We start from the raw sequence: 17761 nt of genomic DNA, 5'->3' as shown, positions 1-17761 counted from the left end.
ATTCGACAGCTTGGAAATGCGGGAAACACGGATCAATCCGGCAGGTATGCTGCCCAGGCGGCTGGCACTGGCGCGTGGCATGGCGGATCGGGGTGATATGAAGTCGGCGCTGGATTATGCGCGCGAGGCTGCTTTGCAGTTTCCCGAGGATTTCGAGGCGGCGCTGCTGCTGGGCGAGCTGCTGATGCGGGCCGATTTGTTGCCCAGCGCCATTGGGGAATTACAGCGGGCGCTGGATCTGGAGCCCGAATCGAATCGCGTCCATTATCTTCTGGGCTGCGCCTGGCTGCAGGCGGGCGAGGCCGAACGCGCTTTGAGCTTCTTCGCCGAAGTTGACGAGGATACCCCGGGCCGGACTGATAAAATCGGCAAGGCCGAACGTATTTTGGCTCGTCCGCGTTCCGATGCGGCCTATGTCCGCCATCTGTTCAATTACTTTTCGTCCAATTACGACAGCCACATGCTGTCACAACTGCAGTATCAGGCCCCGGCGCTGCTGCGCCAGTTGTTCGACATGGTTGCCCCCGGGGCTGCCACGCTCGATTTACTCGATCTGGGTTGCGGCACGGGGCTGGGCGGGGCGGCCTTTCGCGATGTGGTGCGCCACATGGTTGGGGTTGATCTGTCCCCCCGGATGCTCGATCAGGCCCGTAAGCGCGGGCAGTATCAATCGCTGATCCTGGCCGATATTGAACGGCCGGTGATCGCGGAAAACGGTTTTGACCTGGTGCTGGCTGCCGACGCGCTGGTGTATCTGGGCGAACTCGACAAGGTGCTGGCCACCGCCATGCGGGCGCTGAGGGGGGGCGGGCACTTCCTGTTCTCGGTCGAAAAGAAAACCGGCGATGGGTATGAGCTTGGCCCCAAGCGCCGCTGGCGTCACAGTGAAAGTTATTTGCGCCGGGCGGCTGCCCAGATTGGGTTCGATCTGGTCGGGCTTCTGGCATGCGAGCCGCGCAGCGAAAATGCGGTGCCGGTGGCGGGTTTTGCTGTGGCGCTGCAAAAGCCCGCGGTGACTGCCGGGCACTAACCCACTGACGGAAATCGGAAAATAGTATACTTTTGGGTGGTGCCGCCATCTGCGACAACCGCAGGGCGGTGCCATTTGCCGCGTCTTATTTTGCAGGCTTTGCGCTTCCTTCCTGGCTATCAGATGTGCTTATGTTGCGCCCCGGTGGGGGCGTATCACCGCAAAGTCAGGGAGTAACTCATGTTCAAGTCTTTTATTTTGTGCGCGGCGATGCTGTCGGTTGTCGCGATGCCGACCTTTGCTGAAGAAGAGTGCGGGCCACTTCCGGTTGCACCGGCTTTCGTTACGGCGGGCGATCTGGCCAAAAAGCCGATCGAGGATGCCCGTAAGGATGTGGTGGACGCGTACCATCTGGTCAAAGTGTATCAGTCCCAGCTTAATTCTTTCCGCAATTGCCAGCTGCGGCTGACCAAGGCCGACCAGGACGCTATTGTGGCTGCCAAGGCTAAGCCCGAAGACGCCAGCAAGATTCCGGCAATTCAGCAGCGTGTGGCCGAACGTCAGGTTATTTATGACAAGTCGCTTGATTCTGAACAGTCGATCGCGACCGAGTTCAACAATCTGCGTCTCGAACACTGCAAGCGCGGTGACACGGACACCAAGGTCTGCCCGCAGCAGAAGAAATAAACCACGAATATAAGGGTCGGCTATTGCTGGCCTGATGCGGTGAGATGGCGCTGCCCTTTTTAACCGGGTGGCGCCAAACTGCTTTTTAAGGCTTTGTATTTTTAAGGTTCTTAGGCGCCACGCAGGGCTTGGCTGATCGTCCACGCCCCGATGGCGACAAAGCCGATGCCTGCGATCAGTTTGAGCGGAACGCCCGACAGATAACGGCTGATCAGGCAACCCACCGCCGCCGCCAGCGCGGTACTCAAGACCAGCGCCCCCGCTGAGGCGATAAACACCATGAATGGCGAGACTTTGTTCTCGGACGCAAACAGCATGGTGGCCAGCTGGGTCTTGTCGCCCATTTCGGCGATAAACACGCTGAGGAAGATAGCCAATACGTCGTTCACCGGTAACGCGTTCATCGAAAAGCCCTAAAGTCATAATTTCTGTGTGGGCTCTTAAGCCATCAGGGGGGCGATGAAAAGCGATCCGTGCCGGTAAGATTTTTACGCCCAAAACCACCATGAGTGGATTTTATGGTCGGGCAGTCTGTGCGGGGCGGGCGACAGTTTTGATGAAATGAGCTTAACGACAAAACGGAAAAAGAAGACTTGCGCCGACCGGCTGTGATATAGCCCGGCCATGACACAGGATCAGCCGGATTTGTCGGATTCTCAGGATTCGCCATATAGGGCGTTTCATTTCCTGCCCTGGCAGGCGGATGATGCCGCTGGCCGGGTCTGCTTGCCCTATGCCTTTGAGAATGGGCCACAATTTCGCGAAGTGATCGATTTCGGTGCGGCCTTACCTGCCCCCGGCAGCCCGTTGCGCCCCGGATTCGAGGCCGCGGTCGATGCGCTGCATCTGGCGGCGGGGATCAGTTATTACAAGGCCTTCCTGCCGCCACAGATGGTGCGGGATGCCGGGGGGCTGTCGCCAGCCCGGCGGGCATTTTTCCAGTGCCTCTATGAGAACGGCCTGGGCGAGTTTGCCGCCCGTAACGCCATTGCGGTGTGGGACCGGGTGAACTTCCCCGTTGGTACCGTGCCCGATGCGATTTCTGTTCCGGTGGCACTGCCACGGCGGACGGCGGTGCTGATCGGTGGCGGTAAAGATTCGCTGGTCAGTCTGGAAGCGCTGCGCGCCGCCAAAGAGCCGCTGATACTGTTTGCGGTCAATCCCAAAAAACCGATTTTGGATTGTGCCGCCGCATCCGGCCTGCCGCTGATCACGGTCAAACGCAGCATCGATGCCGGGTTGTTTGCCCTCAACGATGCCGGGGCCCTTAATGGCCATATTCCGATTACCGCCATTGTCAGCCTGACCGCACTGGCGGCGGCCTTCGTCCATGGTTACGACACCGTGGTGCTGTCGAACGAGCGCTCGGCCAATGAAGGCAATACGATCTTCGCCGGGCGTATGGTGAACCATCAGTACAGCAAGTCCCTGCCCTTCGAGCAGATGCTGGCGGCGTATGTCGCGCAGCATATCACGCCGGGTTTGCGCTATTTTTCCTTGCTGCGGCCGCTGTCGGAATTCCATATCGCCCGGCTGTTCGCCCGGGTGACGCGTTACGATACGGTCTTTACCAGTTGTAACCGCGCCTTTGTCTTGCGCGCCACCACCACGCCCAAGCGCTGGTGCTGTGAATGCCCAAAATGCCGGTTTGCTTTTCTGATTCTGGCCACCGCTATGGACCCGACACGGCTGACCGCGATCTTCGGCCAGAACCTGCTCGAAGATGGTGCGGCGATTTCGGCCTATGAGGAGCTGACGGGGCTCGCGGGGCATAAGCCATGGGAGTGTGTCGGCGAGATTGCGGAATCCTCGGCGGCGTTGTTGCGTCTGGCCGAAACCCCGGGCTGGCAGTCCTGCGTTGTGGTACAGGCGCTGGCCCCAAAACTGCGGGCGCATGTTGCCGATTATCGTGCAGTTGAACACACCTTGCTGACCCCGTCGCCCGATCATCTGCTGCCCGAACGCTACGAAGGAATATTGCGTGCCTATCTTAGATAATGTGCATCGCCTGGCAATCTGGGGCTTCGGCCGCGAAGGGCGGGCCGTCTACGATTTCGTGCGGGCTGAAAAGCCGGACGTTGCCATCACCCTTCTCAATGATACGGCGCTGGCCGATCATCCTGATGTGCCGGTGCTGACCGGGGCGGATGTTGATGTGGCGCTGGCGGGCAAGGCGTTTGATGTAATCGTCAAAAGTCCCGGCATCTCGGCCTATCGTGACGATATCGTTGCCGCCAAGGCCGCCGGGCAGCGTTTTACCACCGCCACCAATCTGTGGTTCGAACACAATAAGACGGCCCGTATCATCGCGGTGACCGGCACCAAAGGAAAAAGCTCGACCGCGCGTTTGCTGCAGCAGATGCTGGAAAATGCCGGGCTTGATGCCAAACTCTATGGCAATGTCGGTATTGCAATGCTGGGCGAGCCAGCGGGGCGCGATGTCACCGTACTGGAGCTGTCCTCCTATCAGGTCGCCGATCTGGCTGGTGCACCCGAGATCGGCGTCATCACCAGTCTGTACCCGGAGCATGCCCCCTGGCATCACGGCACCGAAAATTATTATCACGATAAGCTGCGGTTGCTGGATGTCAGCCCCACCATCAAAGGGGTGTGTAACTTTGCCAGCGAGCGTTTGCGCAGTCGGCTTGAGGGGCGCGCAGGACTGGTCTGGTTTAACCGCCCTGATGGGTTTGATGCCGAAGGCGAGACGTTGCTGTATGCCGGGGTGCCGGTGGCGATCCGCAACTTCCCGCTTAAGGGCGCGCACAACTATGCCAATCTGGCAGCGGCCTGCGCGGCAGTCGATGCGTTTGGTATTGATGATGTGCGCCATACGGTCGATCTGAGTGGTTTTACCCAGCTGGCCCACCGGCTCGAAGAATTCCCGGTCGGGGATATTCTGTGCGTCAACGACAGTTTATGCACCGTGCCCGAAGCCACCATGGCGGCATTACAGACCTATCGCGATAAGCCGAAGGTGTTGATCCTGGGCGGCACAGATCGCGGTCAGGATTTTCAGGCGCTGATCGACCATCTGTCGATTGCCGGGGTCAAGACGGTGCTGCTGTTGCCGGTGACGGGCGAACGGATCTTCACCGAACTGGAGAAAAAGCCCCGACACTTCGACTATATGGCGGTGCCCGATCTTGAAACGGCGGTGGATGTGGCGTTTACGCGGCTGGGGGCAGGGGATGTCTTCCTGTTGTCGCCAGCCTCGCCCAGCTACGGCCAGTTCCAGAACTACGCCGATCGCGGCGATCGCTTCAAAGCACTGTGCCGCCAAAAACAGCTATCCGCCCAAAACACAGTGCCGGGGGAGGCGCTGGTGGGGAATGCGCAGGCGGAGGCATAGGCGGTGTCCCATCTTCTGGCACGGTTGAGGAATTATAGCCGACCGCTCAAGACCTATGAGCGCCATATGTCGGCTGTCGCCATGATCGGCGGTTATATTTTCGACTACTTTGCCTATGGCCGTCTCGATCACGGTGTCACCCAGACGCTGCTGCTGATCTATATTACGGTGGCAGCGGGGACCATTGTCTGGCTGCACTATCTTGAAGCCCATCCCTTGGTGGCCACCGAGGGACGGGTGTGGAGGCGTATCCGCCTGCGCAGTGTTCTGCCGGTGCTGACGCAGTTTGCTTTCGGTAGTCTGTGGAGCGCCTTTTTAGTCTTTTATGCCCGCAGCGCGGTGCTGGCGGCATCGTGGCCGTTCTTTATTCTTCTGCTGGCAATCTTCATCGTCAACGAAGTGCTGCGCACCTATCATTCGCGGTTGATCTTCACCTCGGTGCTGCTGGCGTTTGCGCTGTTATCCTATGCCATCTTCATGGTGCCGGTGTTCACCCACACCATTGGTATGCTGACCTTTGTCTATAGCGGTCTGGCGGCGGCCGGGGTGTTCATGCTGTTCATGCTGGCGCTTCGCTTGCTGGGCAAGGTGCGCTGGCAGTCGGTGCACTGGTCGGTGCTGGGAGGAGCGGGGGCGATCTTTGCCGCCATCTATGGGCTGTATTTCGTCGGTCTGCTGCCGCCCTTGCCGCTCGCCATGCAGAAGGACGGCGTCTATACCTCGGTGCATCGTTCCGGGGCGGTGTACTATGCGGTGGGCGAGCCGCAAAGCTGGAACCGCTGGTTCGGCGCGCCAGATACGGTGCATTTGAAAAGTGGCGGCGCGGTCTATGTCTTCAGTGCCATTTTCGCACCGATCAAGCTCAGCACCCGGGTTCAGCATGTCTGGCAGCATTATGATGCCGATCAGGGCTGGGTGACGATGCAAAGCCCAAGCTATCGCATTTTCGGCGGGCGCAAGAATGGCTATCGCGGCTATACCAAGCGGGTTGCGCCCCTGGCCGGGTTGTGGCGGGTCGATGTTGAAACATCGGATGGCCGTCTGATCGGCCGGACCAAGTTCACCGTCGATTATGGCATACCGCCCCACGGGCTGACCACGACCGTGATCCGCTGATCTGGCACGATCGGTCGCAAGGTTGAGGCGGTCTCGGCCTAAATTGGGCCTTTTTCTGGACGCACAAATGTCTTACATGTTGTCGTTGTGAAGTCGCACCGCACCATACCGTCACCCGACGGCACCCCGGAACCGGGCAGACCCGCCAGCATCTATGATGTGGCGCGCCGTGCTGGCGTGTCGATCAAGACCGTGTCCCGGGTGGTCAATCGCCAGTCCAATGTCAGCGAAACGACCCGCGCCCGGGTGATGGAAGCGGTCAAAGATTTATCCTATCGCCCCAATGTGTTCGCCCGCGGGCTGGCCAGCGAACATTCCTTCCTGATCGGGTTGCTCTATGACAATCCGACAGGCAGCTATATCCCGTCTGTGCAGATTGGCGTGGTCGAGCGCTGCCGGGACGAAGGCTATCACCTGATCGTCGAGCAGCTTGATCCGCAAGACCCCAATCTGGAACAGGCGGTGTTTTCGCTGGTACAGGAATCTTCCCTGTACGGTGTAATCCTGACCCCACCTTTGTGTGATCTGCCGCAGGTGATCGGGGCGCTGCAACGGGCCCATATTCCGTTTGTACGGATTGCCCCCGAAAAGCATTTACCCGGTACGGCCGACGTTAAGATTGATGATCGCAAAGCGGCGTTTGATATGACCGCCTATCTGATCGGGTTGGGGCATCGCCGCATCGGTTTCATCAAAGGCAAACCCGATCATGGTGCCGCCATGGCGCGCTTTGAAGGTTATCGCACGGCGCTGCAGCAGGCGGGTATTCCCTTTATCGAAGAATTATGTGTGCAGGGTTTCTTTTCGTATCAGTCCGGCATGCAGGCGTGTGAAAAGCTGCTGACGCTGAAGAACCGGCCAACCGCGATTTTCGCCGCCAATGACGATATGGCCGCCGCCGTGCTGGCGACTTCGCAGCGTTTTGATCTCAAGGTTCCGCAACAGCTTTCCGTGGCGGGCTTTGATGATTCTCTGGTCGGGCAGGTGGTGTGGCCACGTCTGACCACCTGTCGCCAGCCTTTGCGCGAAATGGCCAATACTGCGGTCTCGATCCTGGTGCAGCGGGCACAGGCCGATGAGGCGGTCGAGCGGCGTCTCGATCACGAACTCATCGTCCGGGAATCGACGGCCCCGCCTCCCGCCGAATAAGTCCGCTATCTCCGTCTTAAGGTGTTTTCATCGGTACGCTTTGGCGTGCGGTGTCGCTTAGCCGTTGCCGGTTTGGTGTGTCTGATTCCCGTAGCCCGGGCTGCAGGTGATTTCGGCCGTGTCATCAGGAATTGTTTCGGCCACATTTGCCGCAAAAAAGACATGAATCGATTTGGGGTGCGCTCCCATCATTCCAATAATACTACCGCAGGTAATGTGCGTGTATGAGTTGTCGCACCGCATTGGGGTGTCTGATACGGCATAACTTGCGGTGCGTAAAAGGCGATATACAAGAAGATAGCGCTAACAATTTTGTCTGAATTGTACAAAATAAAATATTTATGGCATTATAATCGCATAGTTGCTAATATACAATGCGATTTACTTATACAATGCTTTGCTATTACTGTTATACGTTGTGTGAATTACTGACTGTATATTATATGATGTGACATGTTTCATTTATTAATTATTTAAAGTATTCAGCAGAGGTCGTTTACCGGTTGCAAAGACATACCCTCTGCAACTGATAGCGCTTCCCCTCTGATATTAAGGTAAAGCCTTCCTTATGCTGCGGGTTTTTCAAAGTAATAAAAAATAATGATTTGAAGATCCATATTTTAATTAAAGCATTACAGTGAAATTCCTGAAATATATGACAAATATACATTAATTAATCTGCAGTATTACTAGGCCGTGTGGCGTATCTGACACATTGTATAAAAAGTGTCTTACGCTGTCATCCAGCACGCACCGGTAGAATTATTTGGGTGTAATCTTCGCGCACAACCTAAGAATGATGCCGGGAAACGCCGGCGCACCTAACGTAACAGGGAGTGCGTTACATGAAGTGCAAATCCAATCTCTATGCCTCTACTGCAATGGTAGCGGTTTTTGTCCTGGGTGGTGGGGCGGCCATGTTACAGGCCGCGGGCGCTCAGCAATCAGACCAGATGGAAACGGTGGTTGTCACCGGCTTCCGGGAATCGCTGGCAAACGCTCTCGATAAGAAAGAGCATTCGAACCTGATCATGGAATCGGTGGCGCCCGAAGATATCGGCAAGATGCCGGATATGAACGTGGCCGAATCCCTGCAGCGTCTGCCGGGCGTGCAGATCGACCGTGCTGGTGGTGAAGGTACCCAGATCCGTATTCGCGGTTTGGAATATAACGTGACGCTGCTGGATGGCGATGTCTTCGTCACCGGCCGTGAAATGTACCAAAGCGGCGAAGGTTCGGGCGGTGGTAACGGCAACGAATACAAAAACTCGATGGAAGGCATTCCGTCGGAACTGATCTCGGGCATCGACGTGTTCAAGTCGCCGGATGCTTCGATCGTTGCTGGTGGTATGGGCGGCACCATCAATCTGCATACCATGAGCGCGATGAACGGACCGGACGGTTTTCGTCTGTCGGGCATTGCCAAAGTTAGTTATGCCCAGGCCGCAACCAAAGTGACCCCCTCGGCCACGCTGGTTGGTACCTATAAACTCAGTGAAAAATTCGGCGTGGTTGCATCGCTGGCGTGGGATCATACCACGACGCGCGAATATGAAATGCAGGCCCAGAACCGTTCCAACTGGGCGGTTGCCGGCCCGACATCGGGCTACCTCAATACGGTCGGTGAAGATTATATCGAACCGGAAATGATGTACCTGACCAATCGGTCGATCGAGCGTAAGCGCTTCGGCGGTTATCTCGGTATCGAATATAACCCGATTGAATCGGTGACCATGAGCCTGAAATGGTTCCATACCGATATGCGCACCGATAAGCGCGATATTTCCGACAAGCTGAATTTCAGCCCGAAGTCGGATGGTCTGGGCCTGGTCTCAAGCTCGCCTTACAGCATCGATGCCAATGGTGTGGTCAGTTACGGTACCTTTGCCTCTAAGGTGCTGGAACTGTCGACCATGGTCGAAGAAGACAAAGACTATGGCGATAATGTTCAGTACAATGCCAAATTCGATAATGGCGGCAAGTTCCGTATCAGCGCCAAGATTTCCTATGGCCGTGGTGTGGCGCATTCTGAATTCGCCCAGCAGGACCAGGAACTGAGCGCTTATTCGATCAACAGCTCCTCGACCAATAACTTCAACGATACCATCGTCAATAACTACGCCAACTACAACGCCTGCGGTGGTAACGGTTCGGTGCAGAACAGCCCCTGCACATTCACCTATAAGAGCAAGAACGGGATTTATCCCATTGTGCACTACACCAATCCATCTTCGCTGGTCGATCAGAATGATGGGTTGTTCAAATCGGCCTGGGCCTGGGCGCTGGGTAACCACAACACCCAGACATCGGCGCGTATTGATGCTGACTATGATGCGATGGATCGGATCAAGGTCACGGCGGGTATCCGCTATTCGGTTCGTGCGCTGGATTATATGTTTGGCCGGTATCTGTTCTGGAATCCGAATGTCACACCGTCAAGTAGCGTGTACGACAACTGGACCTACTATCAGGATCCGGGCATTGCCGGCGTGCCAATTATCACCTTCAACAATGCACCGGAACGTCTGAAACTGGTCAACGACTTCTTCCCGCAGGCTGGTCTTAATCAGGTGCTGGTGCAGGATCCGGCCCAGATGGCCAAGTGCCCGTCCTGCTGGCTCAGCAAATACGATAACCTCAACGGTTATAAGATGCAGTTCTTCCACGATCCGACCAACTCGTTCCGGGTCGATAACAAGAACTGGTCGGGCTATTTCATGACCGACCTGGGCGATACCAATGATGATCTGCACATCAACAGCGGTGTGCGGGTTGTTCACACCCAGCTTACCGTGGTTCAGGGTGGTTATACCGAAGACGGCGCCTATTACGGCAGTGCCAGCTGGAATGGTGTGCCGGTGGCCGGTACACCGGTTGAGACCCGCCGTGAATATACCGATATCCTGCCCAGCCTGAACGTCATCTATAATCTGGATGATGGCCAGAAGGTGCGTTTCTCGGCAGCCCGTGTGATGGCCGAGCAAAACTACTGGCAGCTTGGTCAGGGTCGTCAGTATTACTATACGCGTGAAACCAACAACCGCACCAATACCACAACGGGTGCGAAAGACGGTTTTGCCTTTGATAACGGCAGTGCCGGTAATCCGAACCTTGATCCGTATCGTGCCAACCAGATCGACCTTACCTATGAATATTACTTTGGTAAGCAGGGTCTGTTCAGTGCGGGATTATTCTGGAAGGGTGTCGAAAGCTTCACGGAATCGGTCAACGTCTCCACCACGGTGAACGATGATTTCGGTGGCACCACAGGCGTGGTTTCGACCTATGAAAACGGCGGTGGCGGTCGGATTCAGGGTATCGAGCTGAGCGCCCAGTATGCGTTTGAAAGCGGCTTTGGTGTGAACGTCAACTACACCTATGCCGAATCGAAGACACAGAATGCCGATGCCTTCCACAAGCATCTGCCGTTCCCTGGCGTGTCGAACAATGCCTTTACGGTTCAGACCTATTACGAGCAGGGGCCGTTTGAAGGCCACCTTTCCTATACCTGGAAAGGCTCGTCCTTCAGCTCGACCTACAGCATCACGACGGGGTCTGATTCAACCAGCGTCTGGGGCGTTTACAACCGCCACTATGGCCAGGTCGATGCCCAGCTCACCTACAAGTTCCTTGAGAACCTGGCGCTGGTCTTTGAAGGGCGTAATCTGGGTGGCGATGCCCCCAGCCAGTACCTGCAATATAAACAGCAGCCCTTTACCTACAATCAGACCGGGCGCCGGTTCTCGCTTGATCTGAAGTTCAACTACTAACTTTCCACTGACCTCCCCTAAGCAACTGGCGGCCGCATTCCTTCCATGCGGCCGCTTTTTTATGCGCAAGGTTATGGTCAGCGCTGTGGTTCGTGGTGTCAGATCTTGCTGGCCGCAAGCCAGATCCGCGCCACCGCTTCAATACCGGTGGCATCTTCTGCGTCGAAGCGGCCCTGTGTCGGGCTGTCGAGGTCAATCACGCCGATCGGGCTGGAATCCCGGAACAAGGGCACCACAAGTTCGGCATTGGAATCTGCATCACAGGCAATGTGGCCGGGGAAGGCATGTACATCAGGCACGATCTGGGTGCGTTTGCGGCCGATAGCGGCGCCACAGACGCCATGACCGGCTTTGATGCGCACACAGGCGGGCTTACCCTGAAAGGGGCCCAGGACCAGCTCGCCGTCTTTCCAGAAATAGAAGCCGGCCCAGTTGAGGTCGGGCAGGCGCTGCCAGATCAGCGCCGACAGATTGGCGGCATTGGCGATGGCATCCTGCTCGCCTTCAAGCAGGCCGCGGGCCTCCAGAATGAGGTCCGTGTAGAGATCTTTTTTTTCGCTCATGGTTGTTTCTCGCGAATATGAAGTACCGCTGTTTTGTCGGCATAGATACGCCGCCAGCCGGGTGTATGGTCAAGCGCGGTCACCGCAGGGCTGCCGGGGCTGAGCAGGCTCCAGGTGATGCGGTATTGTTGCAGCACTTTGTTTAAAGTTTTGCTGTCACCCGCCGCCAGCCTGCCATATTGGCGCAAAAAATCCTGACCATAGAGTTCGGCCCGGCCATCGATAAACGGCGCCATGTCGTTGAAAATCAGATAGCCGCCGAAAGCATATTCATTCAGCATCGGCTGGTGGCGATATGGTTCAGGCAGATGGGCCAGCGCTGCCGCTGGCGTTACAGCATTGTCGAGGCTGCGGATCGGCATCATCAACCGCACCGCCACGGCCAGCAGAATCAGCGCGCAGAAGATTTCCCCCGCCCGCGATGTGGCCTTGCCGTTGCGTGGGCCATTGTGCAGCGCTTCGCCGAGCGGATCGGCGATCAGCTGTGCCCCGGCGATGGCCAGAAGCTGGCCATGGCGGGCTTGCAGCAGGCTCATATACAATAGCCCGAGCAGCGTCACCAAACGCCAAACCCGGATGCGTGCCCCGCGTGACAGCAGCACGAACAGTGTGGCCCCGACCGTCAGGGTAAGGGGCTGCATTCCTTTCAGCACGGGCGGGCGCCATTCACTGATCGAATACAGCTCGGGCATGGCCATCAGCTTGACGGGGAAGGTCAGCGTGTCGATGCCGTTGGGCGTTATCATCGCCGCAAGTACGGCCAGCACCGAAAAAAGCGCCCAGCGCTTGGCCTGATCGTATTTTTTTTCGCCCAGGATTTCGAGCAGGAAAGGCACCAGCAGAGCCAGCCCGAACATAAAGCTGCCATGCAGATTGGCCCACAGCACCATGGCGATCAGCAGCTGCCAGGCTGGGGTGCGGCCCTCGGCCCGGGCGCGGATCAGGGCTGCGGTCCACAGCTCGATCAGTGGCAGGGCCAGCACGTGCGGGCGGGCCAACAGGCCGCCGGTGGTGCAGCATAGCGCCAGAATAATCACGACAATCAGGGTGATCCCCGAAAGACGGCGGCTTAAGTGCCAGCCCAGCAGTCCGGCGGTCAGCGCAAAGGTTGCGGCGAACAGCAGGGCGACACCGCTCCAGCCCAAACCGACATAGGCCAGCGCAATGATGATTTCCGACAGCCACTCATGCGCTTGCCACGGTTTACCGGCAAAGGTGTAGGAGAACGGGTCGATGTGCAGCACCGCCCGGTTGTCGATCATCCAGCGCCCGGCTTCGATATGCCAATAGGTGTCGCCATCATTGAACAGGCCGGGGGCGAACAGGGCCACGCAAAAGGCGGCAAAGGCGGCCAGCAGGGCCGCTGCGCGTGGATCGGTCAGCAATTTGCGCCAGAAATACACCGCCAAACCTATTCTTTGAGAGTTTTAAGGGTTGCCTGTTCTTAGCTACGCGGTCGCCCAGGCGGAATCAACCGCCGTCGGCTCGGTAAGGGCTTGCGGAAGGTGGGCGATCTTACCATCGGCGCAGACCGCCCTCGGTTGGTCTTGTCCTGCACCCGGTGCCGCGGGCTGCCAAAACTATTAACCATATTATGATATCGCCGTGCCCTGCCGCCAGCGTGGCAATGACACCTACGGTCGTGATTACGGTGAAATGGCGGTGGGGCGAGGGCTTACCCCAGAATTTCCGCCCCTGCAGGGCGGCGGCGGGGCATAATTTTCCCCATAAAACCAATGGGATGGCAAGCTGAAGCTGGGGTGGGTTTAAAAATGACACTTCCCCCATGATCGGCTGGCGCTACATATGCCAGAGATCTTGCTTACGCTTATGTGCGATTTCTGGGGGTGGGTGTCGGGCACAAAAAAAGCCGCCCGCGGGATAAATAACCCGACAGCCTTGAAACCAGAGCGGTTTTCCGTATAAGACGGCCCCTTCGTAGGACCGCCCGGCTATTTAAGGGCATGCCGTGGCGGTTCCAAATGTGTCCAGCGGGCAACCGCTAAAACTCTAAGGAGACCGAAATGCCCAAGCTGAAGACCAAATCGGGCGCCAAAAAGCGCTTCAAGATGACGGCCAGTGGCAAGATTAAGCATGGTCAGGCCGGTAAGCGCCACCATCTTATCCGCCACACCAATGATCAGATTCGCGACTTACGTGGCACTGCCACGTTACCGGCTTGCGAAGAACAGCGCGTCAAGCGCTGGATGCCGTACGCGTAAGGAAGGTATAAAACATGTCTAAAGCACCTCGCGCCGTACCGTCACACGCTCGTCGCAAGCGCGTATTCAAGGCCGTTAAGGGTTTCCACGGTCGTCGCAAGAATACCATCACGGTGGCCAACGCCGCCGCTGACAAGGCACTTCAATATAATTACGTCGGCCGTAAGCTGCGTAAGCGCAACTTCCGCGCCCTGTGGATCCAGCGCATCAACGCGGCCTGCCGCGAATATGGGCTGACCTATAGCCTGTTTATCAACGGGCTTGCCAAGGCCGGGATCGAAGTTGACCGCAAGGTTCTGTCCGATCTGGCTATCCGTGAGCCCGAAGCGTTCAAGGCTCTGGTGGATCAGGCAGGCGCTGCCAAGGCGTAAGGTTACGTGTAACGTCACGTTCCCCCCATCGGAGCTGGGCCTGCATCTTTTTGCCGGTCCTCGTGAATTCTCGCGGGTTCCGGTCGGGGTAAATGATGAGCGATATCGAATCTCTTGAACGGCAGATTCTCGACGCCGTCTCCAGTGCTGCTGATGAAGCAGCACTGGAAGCGGTCCGGGTTGCCGCTTTAGGCAAAAAAGGCTCGGTCAGCGAGCTGTTGAAAACTTTGGGCGGCATGTCGCCTGAAGAGCGTAAAGTGAACGGACCGAAATTAAACGGTCTGCGCCAGTCGGTGGCCGAGGCCTTAGCGGCCCGCAAATCCGCACTGGAGGAAGCCGCCCTTGAGGCGCGGCTTGCGAATGAAAAAATCGACGTCACCTTGCCGGTCCGTCCGGAATTTCGGGGCACGGTCCATCCGGTGCATCAGGTGACCGATGAAATCATCGCCATTTTCGCCGATCTGGGTTTTTCGGTTGCCGAAGGTCCGGATATCGAAACCGACGATTACAATTTCACCAAGCTGAACACCCCGCCGGATCATCCCGCCCGCCAGATGCAGGACACGTTCTATATGTCCGCACAGGCTGATGGCACGCAGCCGGTGATGCGGACCCAGACCTCGTCGGTGCAGGTGCGTACCATGCTGGCCGAAAAGCCGCCGATCCGGATTATTGCACCGGGTCGGACCTATCGGCGTGATTCCGATGCCACCCATTCACCGATGTTCCATCAGGTCGAAGGGCTGGTGATCGACAAGACCACCCATCTGGGTCACCTCAAATGGGTGCTGGAAGAATTTTCCAAGGCGTTCTTCGAGATCGATAAGGTCGAGCTGCGCGCCCGGCCGAGCTATTTTCCCTTCACCGAGCCGTCGCTCGAATGGGATATCCGCTGCGATCGTTCCGGCGGTCAGATCAAATTCGGCGTTGGGTCCGACTGGCTCGAGGTTTTCGGCTCCGGCATGGTCAATCCGCGCGTGCTGGCCAATTGCGGTATCGATCCGGTCCAATATCAGGGTTATGCCTTTGGCGGCGGTATCGACCGCCTTGCCATGCTGAAATACGGCATTCCCGACATTCGTTCTTTCTTTGAATCCGATTTGCGCTGGCTTCGGGCCTACGGCTTTGCCGCACTGGACGTGCCTTCGCTGGATGGGGGCCTCAGCCGATGAAATTTCCCGTTTCCTGGTTAAAGGACCATCTTGAGACCGAGGCCGATGCGTCTGCCCTTGCCGACAAGCTGACCGCCATCGGTCTGGAAGTCGAAGCGGTGGAAGATCCGGCCGAGAAGCTCAAGGGCTTCATCGTGGCCAAAATCGAAACCGCCGATCAGCACCCCAATGCCGACCGGCTGCATGTCTGCAAGGTCAATACCGGTAAAGAGACGATCCAGATCGTCTGCGGGGCGCCCAATGCCCGCGCCGGTATCAAGGTCGTGCTGGCCCAGCCGGGCGTCAAGGTTCCGGCCACCGGCGACATTCTCAAGACCGGCAAGATTCGCGGTGTCGAATCCTTTGGCATGATGTGCTCCGCCCGCGAGCTGGAACTGTCCGACGAGCATGACGGCATTATCGAACTGCCGGAAACCGCCCTTGTCGGTGAACCGGCCGCCCATGCGCTGGGTCTGACCGATGCGGTGATCGATATTTCGATCACGCCGAACCGGGGGGACTGCACCTCGGCCTTTGGTGTGGCGCGCGATCTGGCGGCGTCAGGTATTGGCCGTCTGGTCAAGCTGCCGGTCGAGCCGGTTGCTGGCAGCTTTGCCTCGCCGATTGCCATCGGACTGGAATTTGCCAGCGATAAGCCCGCCTGCCCGATCTTTGCCGGGCGCTATATTCGCGGCGTGAAGAATGGCCCCTCGCCCAAATGGGTGCAGGACCGTTTAAAGGCCATTGGTCTGCGCCCAATCTCGGCGCTGGTCGATGTTACCAACATCCTTTCGCATGATCGTGGCCGCCCATTGCATGTCTTTGATGCGGACAAGCTTCAGGGCCGTCTGGTGGCGCGGCTGGCCAAAACGGGCGAAAAGCTGCTCGCGCTGGATGGCAAGACCTACGATCTGGATGACGAAATGTGCGTCATCGCCGATGAAACCGGCCCCAAAAGTGTGGCGGGCGTTATGGGCGGCGAGGAATGCGGCTGCAGCGAAACCACCGTCAATGTTTTCATTGAATCGGCGTTTTTCGAGCCGGTGTCGATTGCCAAAACCGGTCGCAAGCTCGGCCTGCTTTCCGATGCGCGCTATCGCTTTGAACGCGGTGTCGATCCGGAATTTGTGTTGCCCGGTATCGAACTGGCCACCCGCTTGATTCTGGAATGGTGCGGTGGTGCCCCGTCAGAGGTTGTGGTGGCTGGTGCTACCCCTGTCTGGCAGCGCCAGATCACCATGGCGGCTGACAAGGTCAAGCGTCTGGGCGGCCTCGACGTGCCCGCTGACAAGATCGTTTCGATCCTCACCAGCCTTGGTTTTGCCGTCGAAGGTACAGGCCCTTACACCGTCACGCCGCCGTCGTGGCGCAGTGACATCGACGGTGATGCCGATCTGGTCGAAGAAGTGGTGCGCATCTACGGGCTGGAGCATGTTGCTTCGGTGCCGATGGAGCGGCCCCACCATATCGCCCGTCCGGTGCTGACAGGGGCGCAAAAGCGTGTCCGGCTCGCCCGCCGCGCGCTTGCCACCCGTGGCTTTAACGAGACGATCTCGTTCTCGTTCATCCCGCGTGCACAGGCGGCGTTGTTCGGCGGCGGCGATGATGCCCGCCAGCTGGCCAACCCGATTGCGGCCGATGCCGATGCGTTGCGTCCCAGTCTGCAGCCGGCACTGCTGGCGGCGGCGGCGCGCACCCTGTCCCGTGGGGCGAGCGATTTTGCCTTAAGCGAAATCGGCCCGGTCTTTCAGTCCGGCGTACCGGGGGCCCAGACGCTGGTTGCCGCCGGTATCCGCGTCGGTAAGGGTGTGCGTGACTGGACCAAAACCGCCCATGCGGCGGATGTGTTCGATGCCAAGGCCGACATGCTGGGTGTGATCGAAACCGCCATGGGGGCACCGATGAATGCCCCGGTCAAGGCGGGGGCGGCCCCCTGGTACCATCCCGGCCGCTCCGGCACGCTGGCGATGGGCCCCAAGGTTCTGGCCCAGTTCGGCGAGCTGCATCCCAAGCTGCTGGCGGCGTTTGATATCGACGTGCCGCTGGTGGCGTTTGAGATCTTCCTCGACGCGATCCCCGAGCAGAAGGCCAAAGCCAGGGCGGCGCAGGCCCTGTCGCCCTATCAGGCGGTGGAGCGTGACTTTGCTTTTGTCGTGGATGCCAAGGTAACGGCGGAAGAATTGGTCAAGGCGGTCAAAGGTGTTGACCGCGCCCTGATCGAAACCGTCAGCCTGTTCGATGTCTATGAAGGTAAAGGCGTTGCCGAAGGCAAGAAGTCGCTGGCGCTTTCGGTGCGCTTGCAGCCAAAGGACAAGACCCTGACCGATGCCGAGATCGAGGCTGTCGCCAGCCGTATCGTGGCAGCGGCAACCAAGGCAACCGGCGCCGTCTTACGCGCGTAGCTTTTAAA

14 protein-coding genes are annotated in these 17761 nt (G+C 57.9%); 11 read left to right on the top strand and 3 right to left on the bottom strand.

Going from position 1 to position 17761, the window contains the following annotated elements:
• Positions 1–16 precede the first annotated feature (16 nt).
• Together ACZ5RI_RS01110 and ACZ5RI_RS01105 are read left to right on the top strand one after the other, a co-directional pair.
• Positions 17–1030, top strand: a complete 1014-nt coding sequence (locus ACZ5RI_RS01110; RefSeq protein WP_464514275.1) for a methyltransferase domain-containing protein — start codon at positions 17–19, stop codon at positions 1028–1030.
• 180 nt (positions 1031–1210) lie between these two features.
• Positions 1211–1657 carry a hypothetical protein gene (locus ACZ5RI_RS01105; RefSeq protein WP_464514274.1) on the top strand — a complete coding sequence of 149 codons (447 nt, stop codon included), beginning with the start codon at positions 1211–1213 and terminating at the stop codon, positions 1655–1657.
• A gap of 110 nt (positions 1658–1767) precedes the next feature.
• On the opposite strand, the gene ACZ5RI_RS01100 is transcribed toward ACZ5RI_RS01105, so the two are convergent.
• Positions 1768–2061, bottom strand: a complete 294-nt coding sequence (locus tag ACZ5RI_RS01100; protein ID WP_464514273.1) for a TMEM165/GDT1 family protein — start codon at positions 2059–2061, stop codon at positions 1768–1770.
• 220 nt (positions 2062–2281) lie between these two features.
• Here ACZ5RI_RS01100 and ACZ5RI_RS01095 point away from each other — a divergent pair, with 220 nt between their 5' ends.
• From ACZ5RI_RS01095 to ACZ5RI_RS01075, 5 genes are all read left to right on the top strand, one after another.
• On the top strand, positions 2282–3655 hold the full coding sequence (locus tag ACZ5RI_RS01095) for an endonuclease domain-containing protein (RefSeq protein WP_464514272.1): 1374 nt from the start codon (positions 2282–2284) through the stop codon (positions 3653–3655).
• Positions 3639–5009, top strand: coding sequence for a UDP-N-acetylmuramoyl-L-alanine--D-glutamate ligase (gene murD / locus ACZ5RI_RS01090; protein ID WP_464514271.1), 1371 nt, complete (start codon positions 3639–3641; stop codon positions 5007–5009). The genes ACZ5RI_RS01095 and murD overlap by 17 nt, the downstream gene beginning before the upstream one ends.
• A gap of 66 nt (positions 5010–5075) precedes the next feature.
• The gene (locus ACZ5RI_RS01085) at positions 5076–6125 is read left to right on the top strand and encodes a DUF2914 domain-containing protein (RefSeq protein ID WP_464514270.1); all 1050 of its coding nucleotides are present in this window, start codon (positions 5076–5078) and stop codon (positions 6123–6125) included.
• An 87-nt stretch (positions 6126–6212) separates the two neighbouring features.
• Positions 6213–7274, top strand: a complete 1062-nt coding sequence (locus ACZ5RI_RS01080) for a LacI family DNA-binding transcriptional regulator (RefSeq protein WP_464514269.1) — start codon at positions 6213–6215, stop codon at positions 7272–7274.
• A gap of 845 nt (positions 7275–8119) precedes the next feature.
• A complete protein-coding gene (locus ACZ5RI_RS01075) occupies positions 8120–11044 on the top strand; it encodes a TonB-dependent receptor (RefSeq protein WP_464514268.1) in 2925 nt (974 codons plus the stop codon).
• Positions 11045–11142: 98 nt separating this feature from the next.
• On the opposite strand, the gene ACZ5RI_RS01070 is transcribed toward ACZ5RI_RS01075, so the two are convergent.
• Positions 11143–11607 carry a GAF domain-containing protein gene (locus ACZ5RI_RS01070; protein ID WP_464514267.1) on the bottom strand — a complete coding sequence of 155 codons (465 nt, stop codon included), beginning with the start codon at positions 11605–11607 and terminating at the stop codon, positions 11143–11145.
• Positions 11604–13016, bottom strand: a complete 1413-nt coding sequence (locus ACZ5RI_RS01065; protein ID WP_464514266.1) for a hypothetical protein — start codon at positions 13014–13016, stop codon at positions 11604–11606. The genes ACZ5RI_RS01070 and ACZ5RI_RS01065 overlap by 4 nt, the downstream gene beginning before the upstream one ends.
• Positions 13017–13631: 615 nt before the next feature.
• Between ACZ5RI_RS01065 and rpmI the strand changes: the two genes are divergently transcribed.
• The 4 genes from rpmI to pheT all read left to right on the top strand — a co-directional run bounded on the left by rpmI (position 13632) and on the right by pheT (position 17753).
• Positions 13632–13829: a 50S ribosomal protein L35 gene (gene rpmI, locus ACZ5RI_RS01060; RefSeq protein ID WP_464514265.1), complete on the top strand. Its 198-nt coding sequence runs from the start codon at positions 13632–13634 to the stop codon at positions 13827–13829.
• 14 nt (positions 13830–13843) lie between these two features.
• Positions 13844–14200 (top strand): 50S ribosomal protein L20, encoded by a 357-nt coding sequence (gene rplT, locus ACZ5RI_RS01055; RefSeq protein WP_464514264.1) that lies wholly within the window; start codon positions 13844–13846, stop codon positions 14198–14200.
• A gap of 95 nt (positions 14201–14295) precedes the next feature.
• Positions 14296–15372 (top strand): phenylalanine--tRNA ligase subunit alpha, encoded by a 1077-nt coding sequence (gene pheS / locus ACZ5RI_RS01050; protein WP_464514263.1) that lies wholly within the window; start codon positions 14296–14298, stop codon positions 15370–15372.
• A complete protein-coding gene (gene pheT, locus ACZ5RI_RS01045) occupies positions 15369–17753 on the top strand; it encodes a phenylalanine--tRNA ligase subunit beta (protein ID WP_464514262.1) in 2385 nt (794 codons plus the stop codon). The genes pheS and pheT overlap by 4 nt, the downstream gene beginning before the upstream one ends.
• Positions 17754–17761: the final 8 nt, after the last annotated feature.

The sequence above is a fragment of the Micropepsis pineolensis genome (assembly GCF_055392125.1).
Note: the sequence above shows the minus strand (reverse complement) of the source record. Positions and strands in the feature narration are given on the sequence as shown.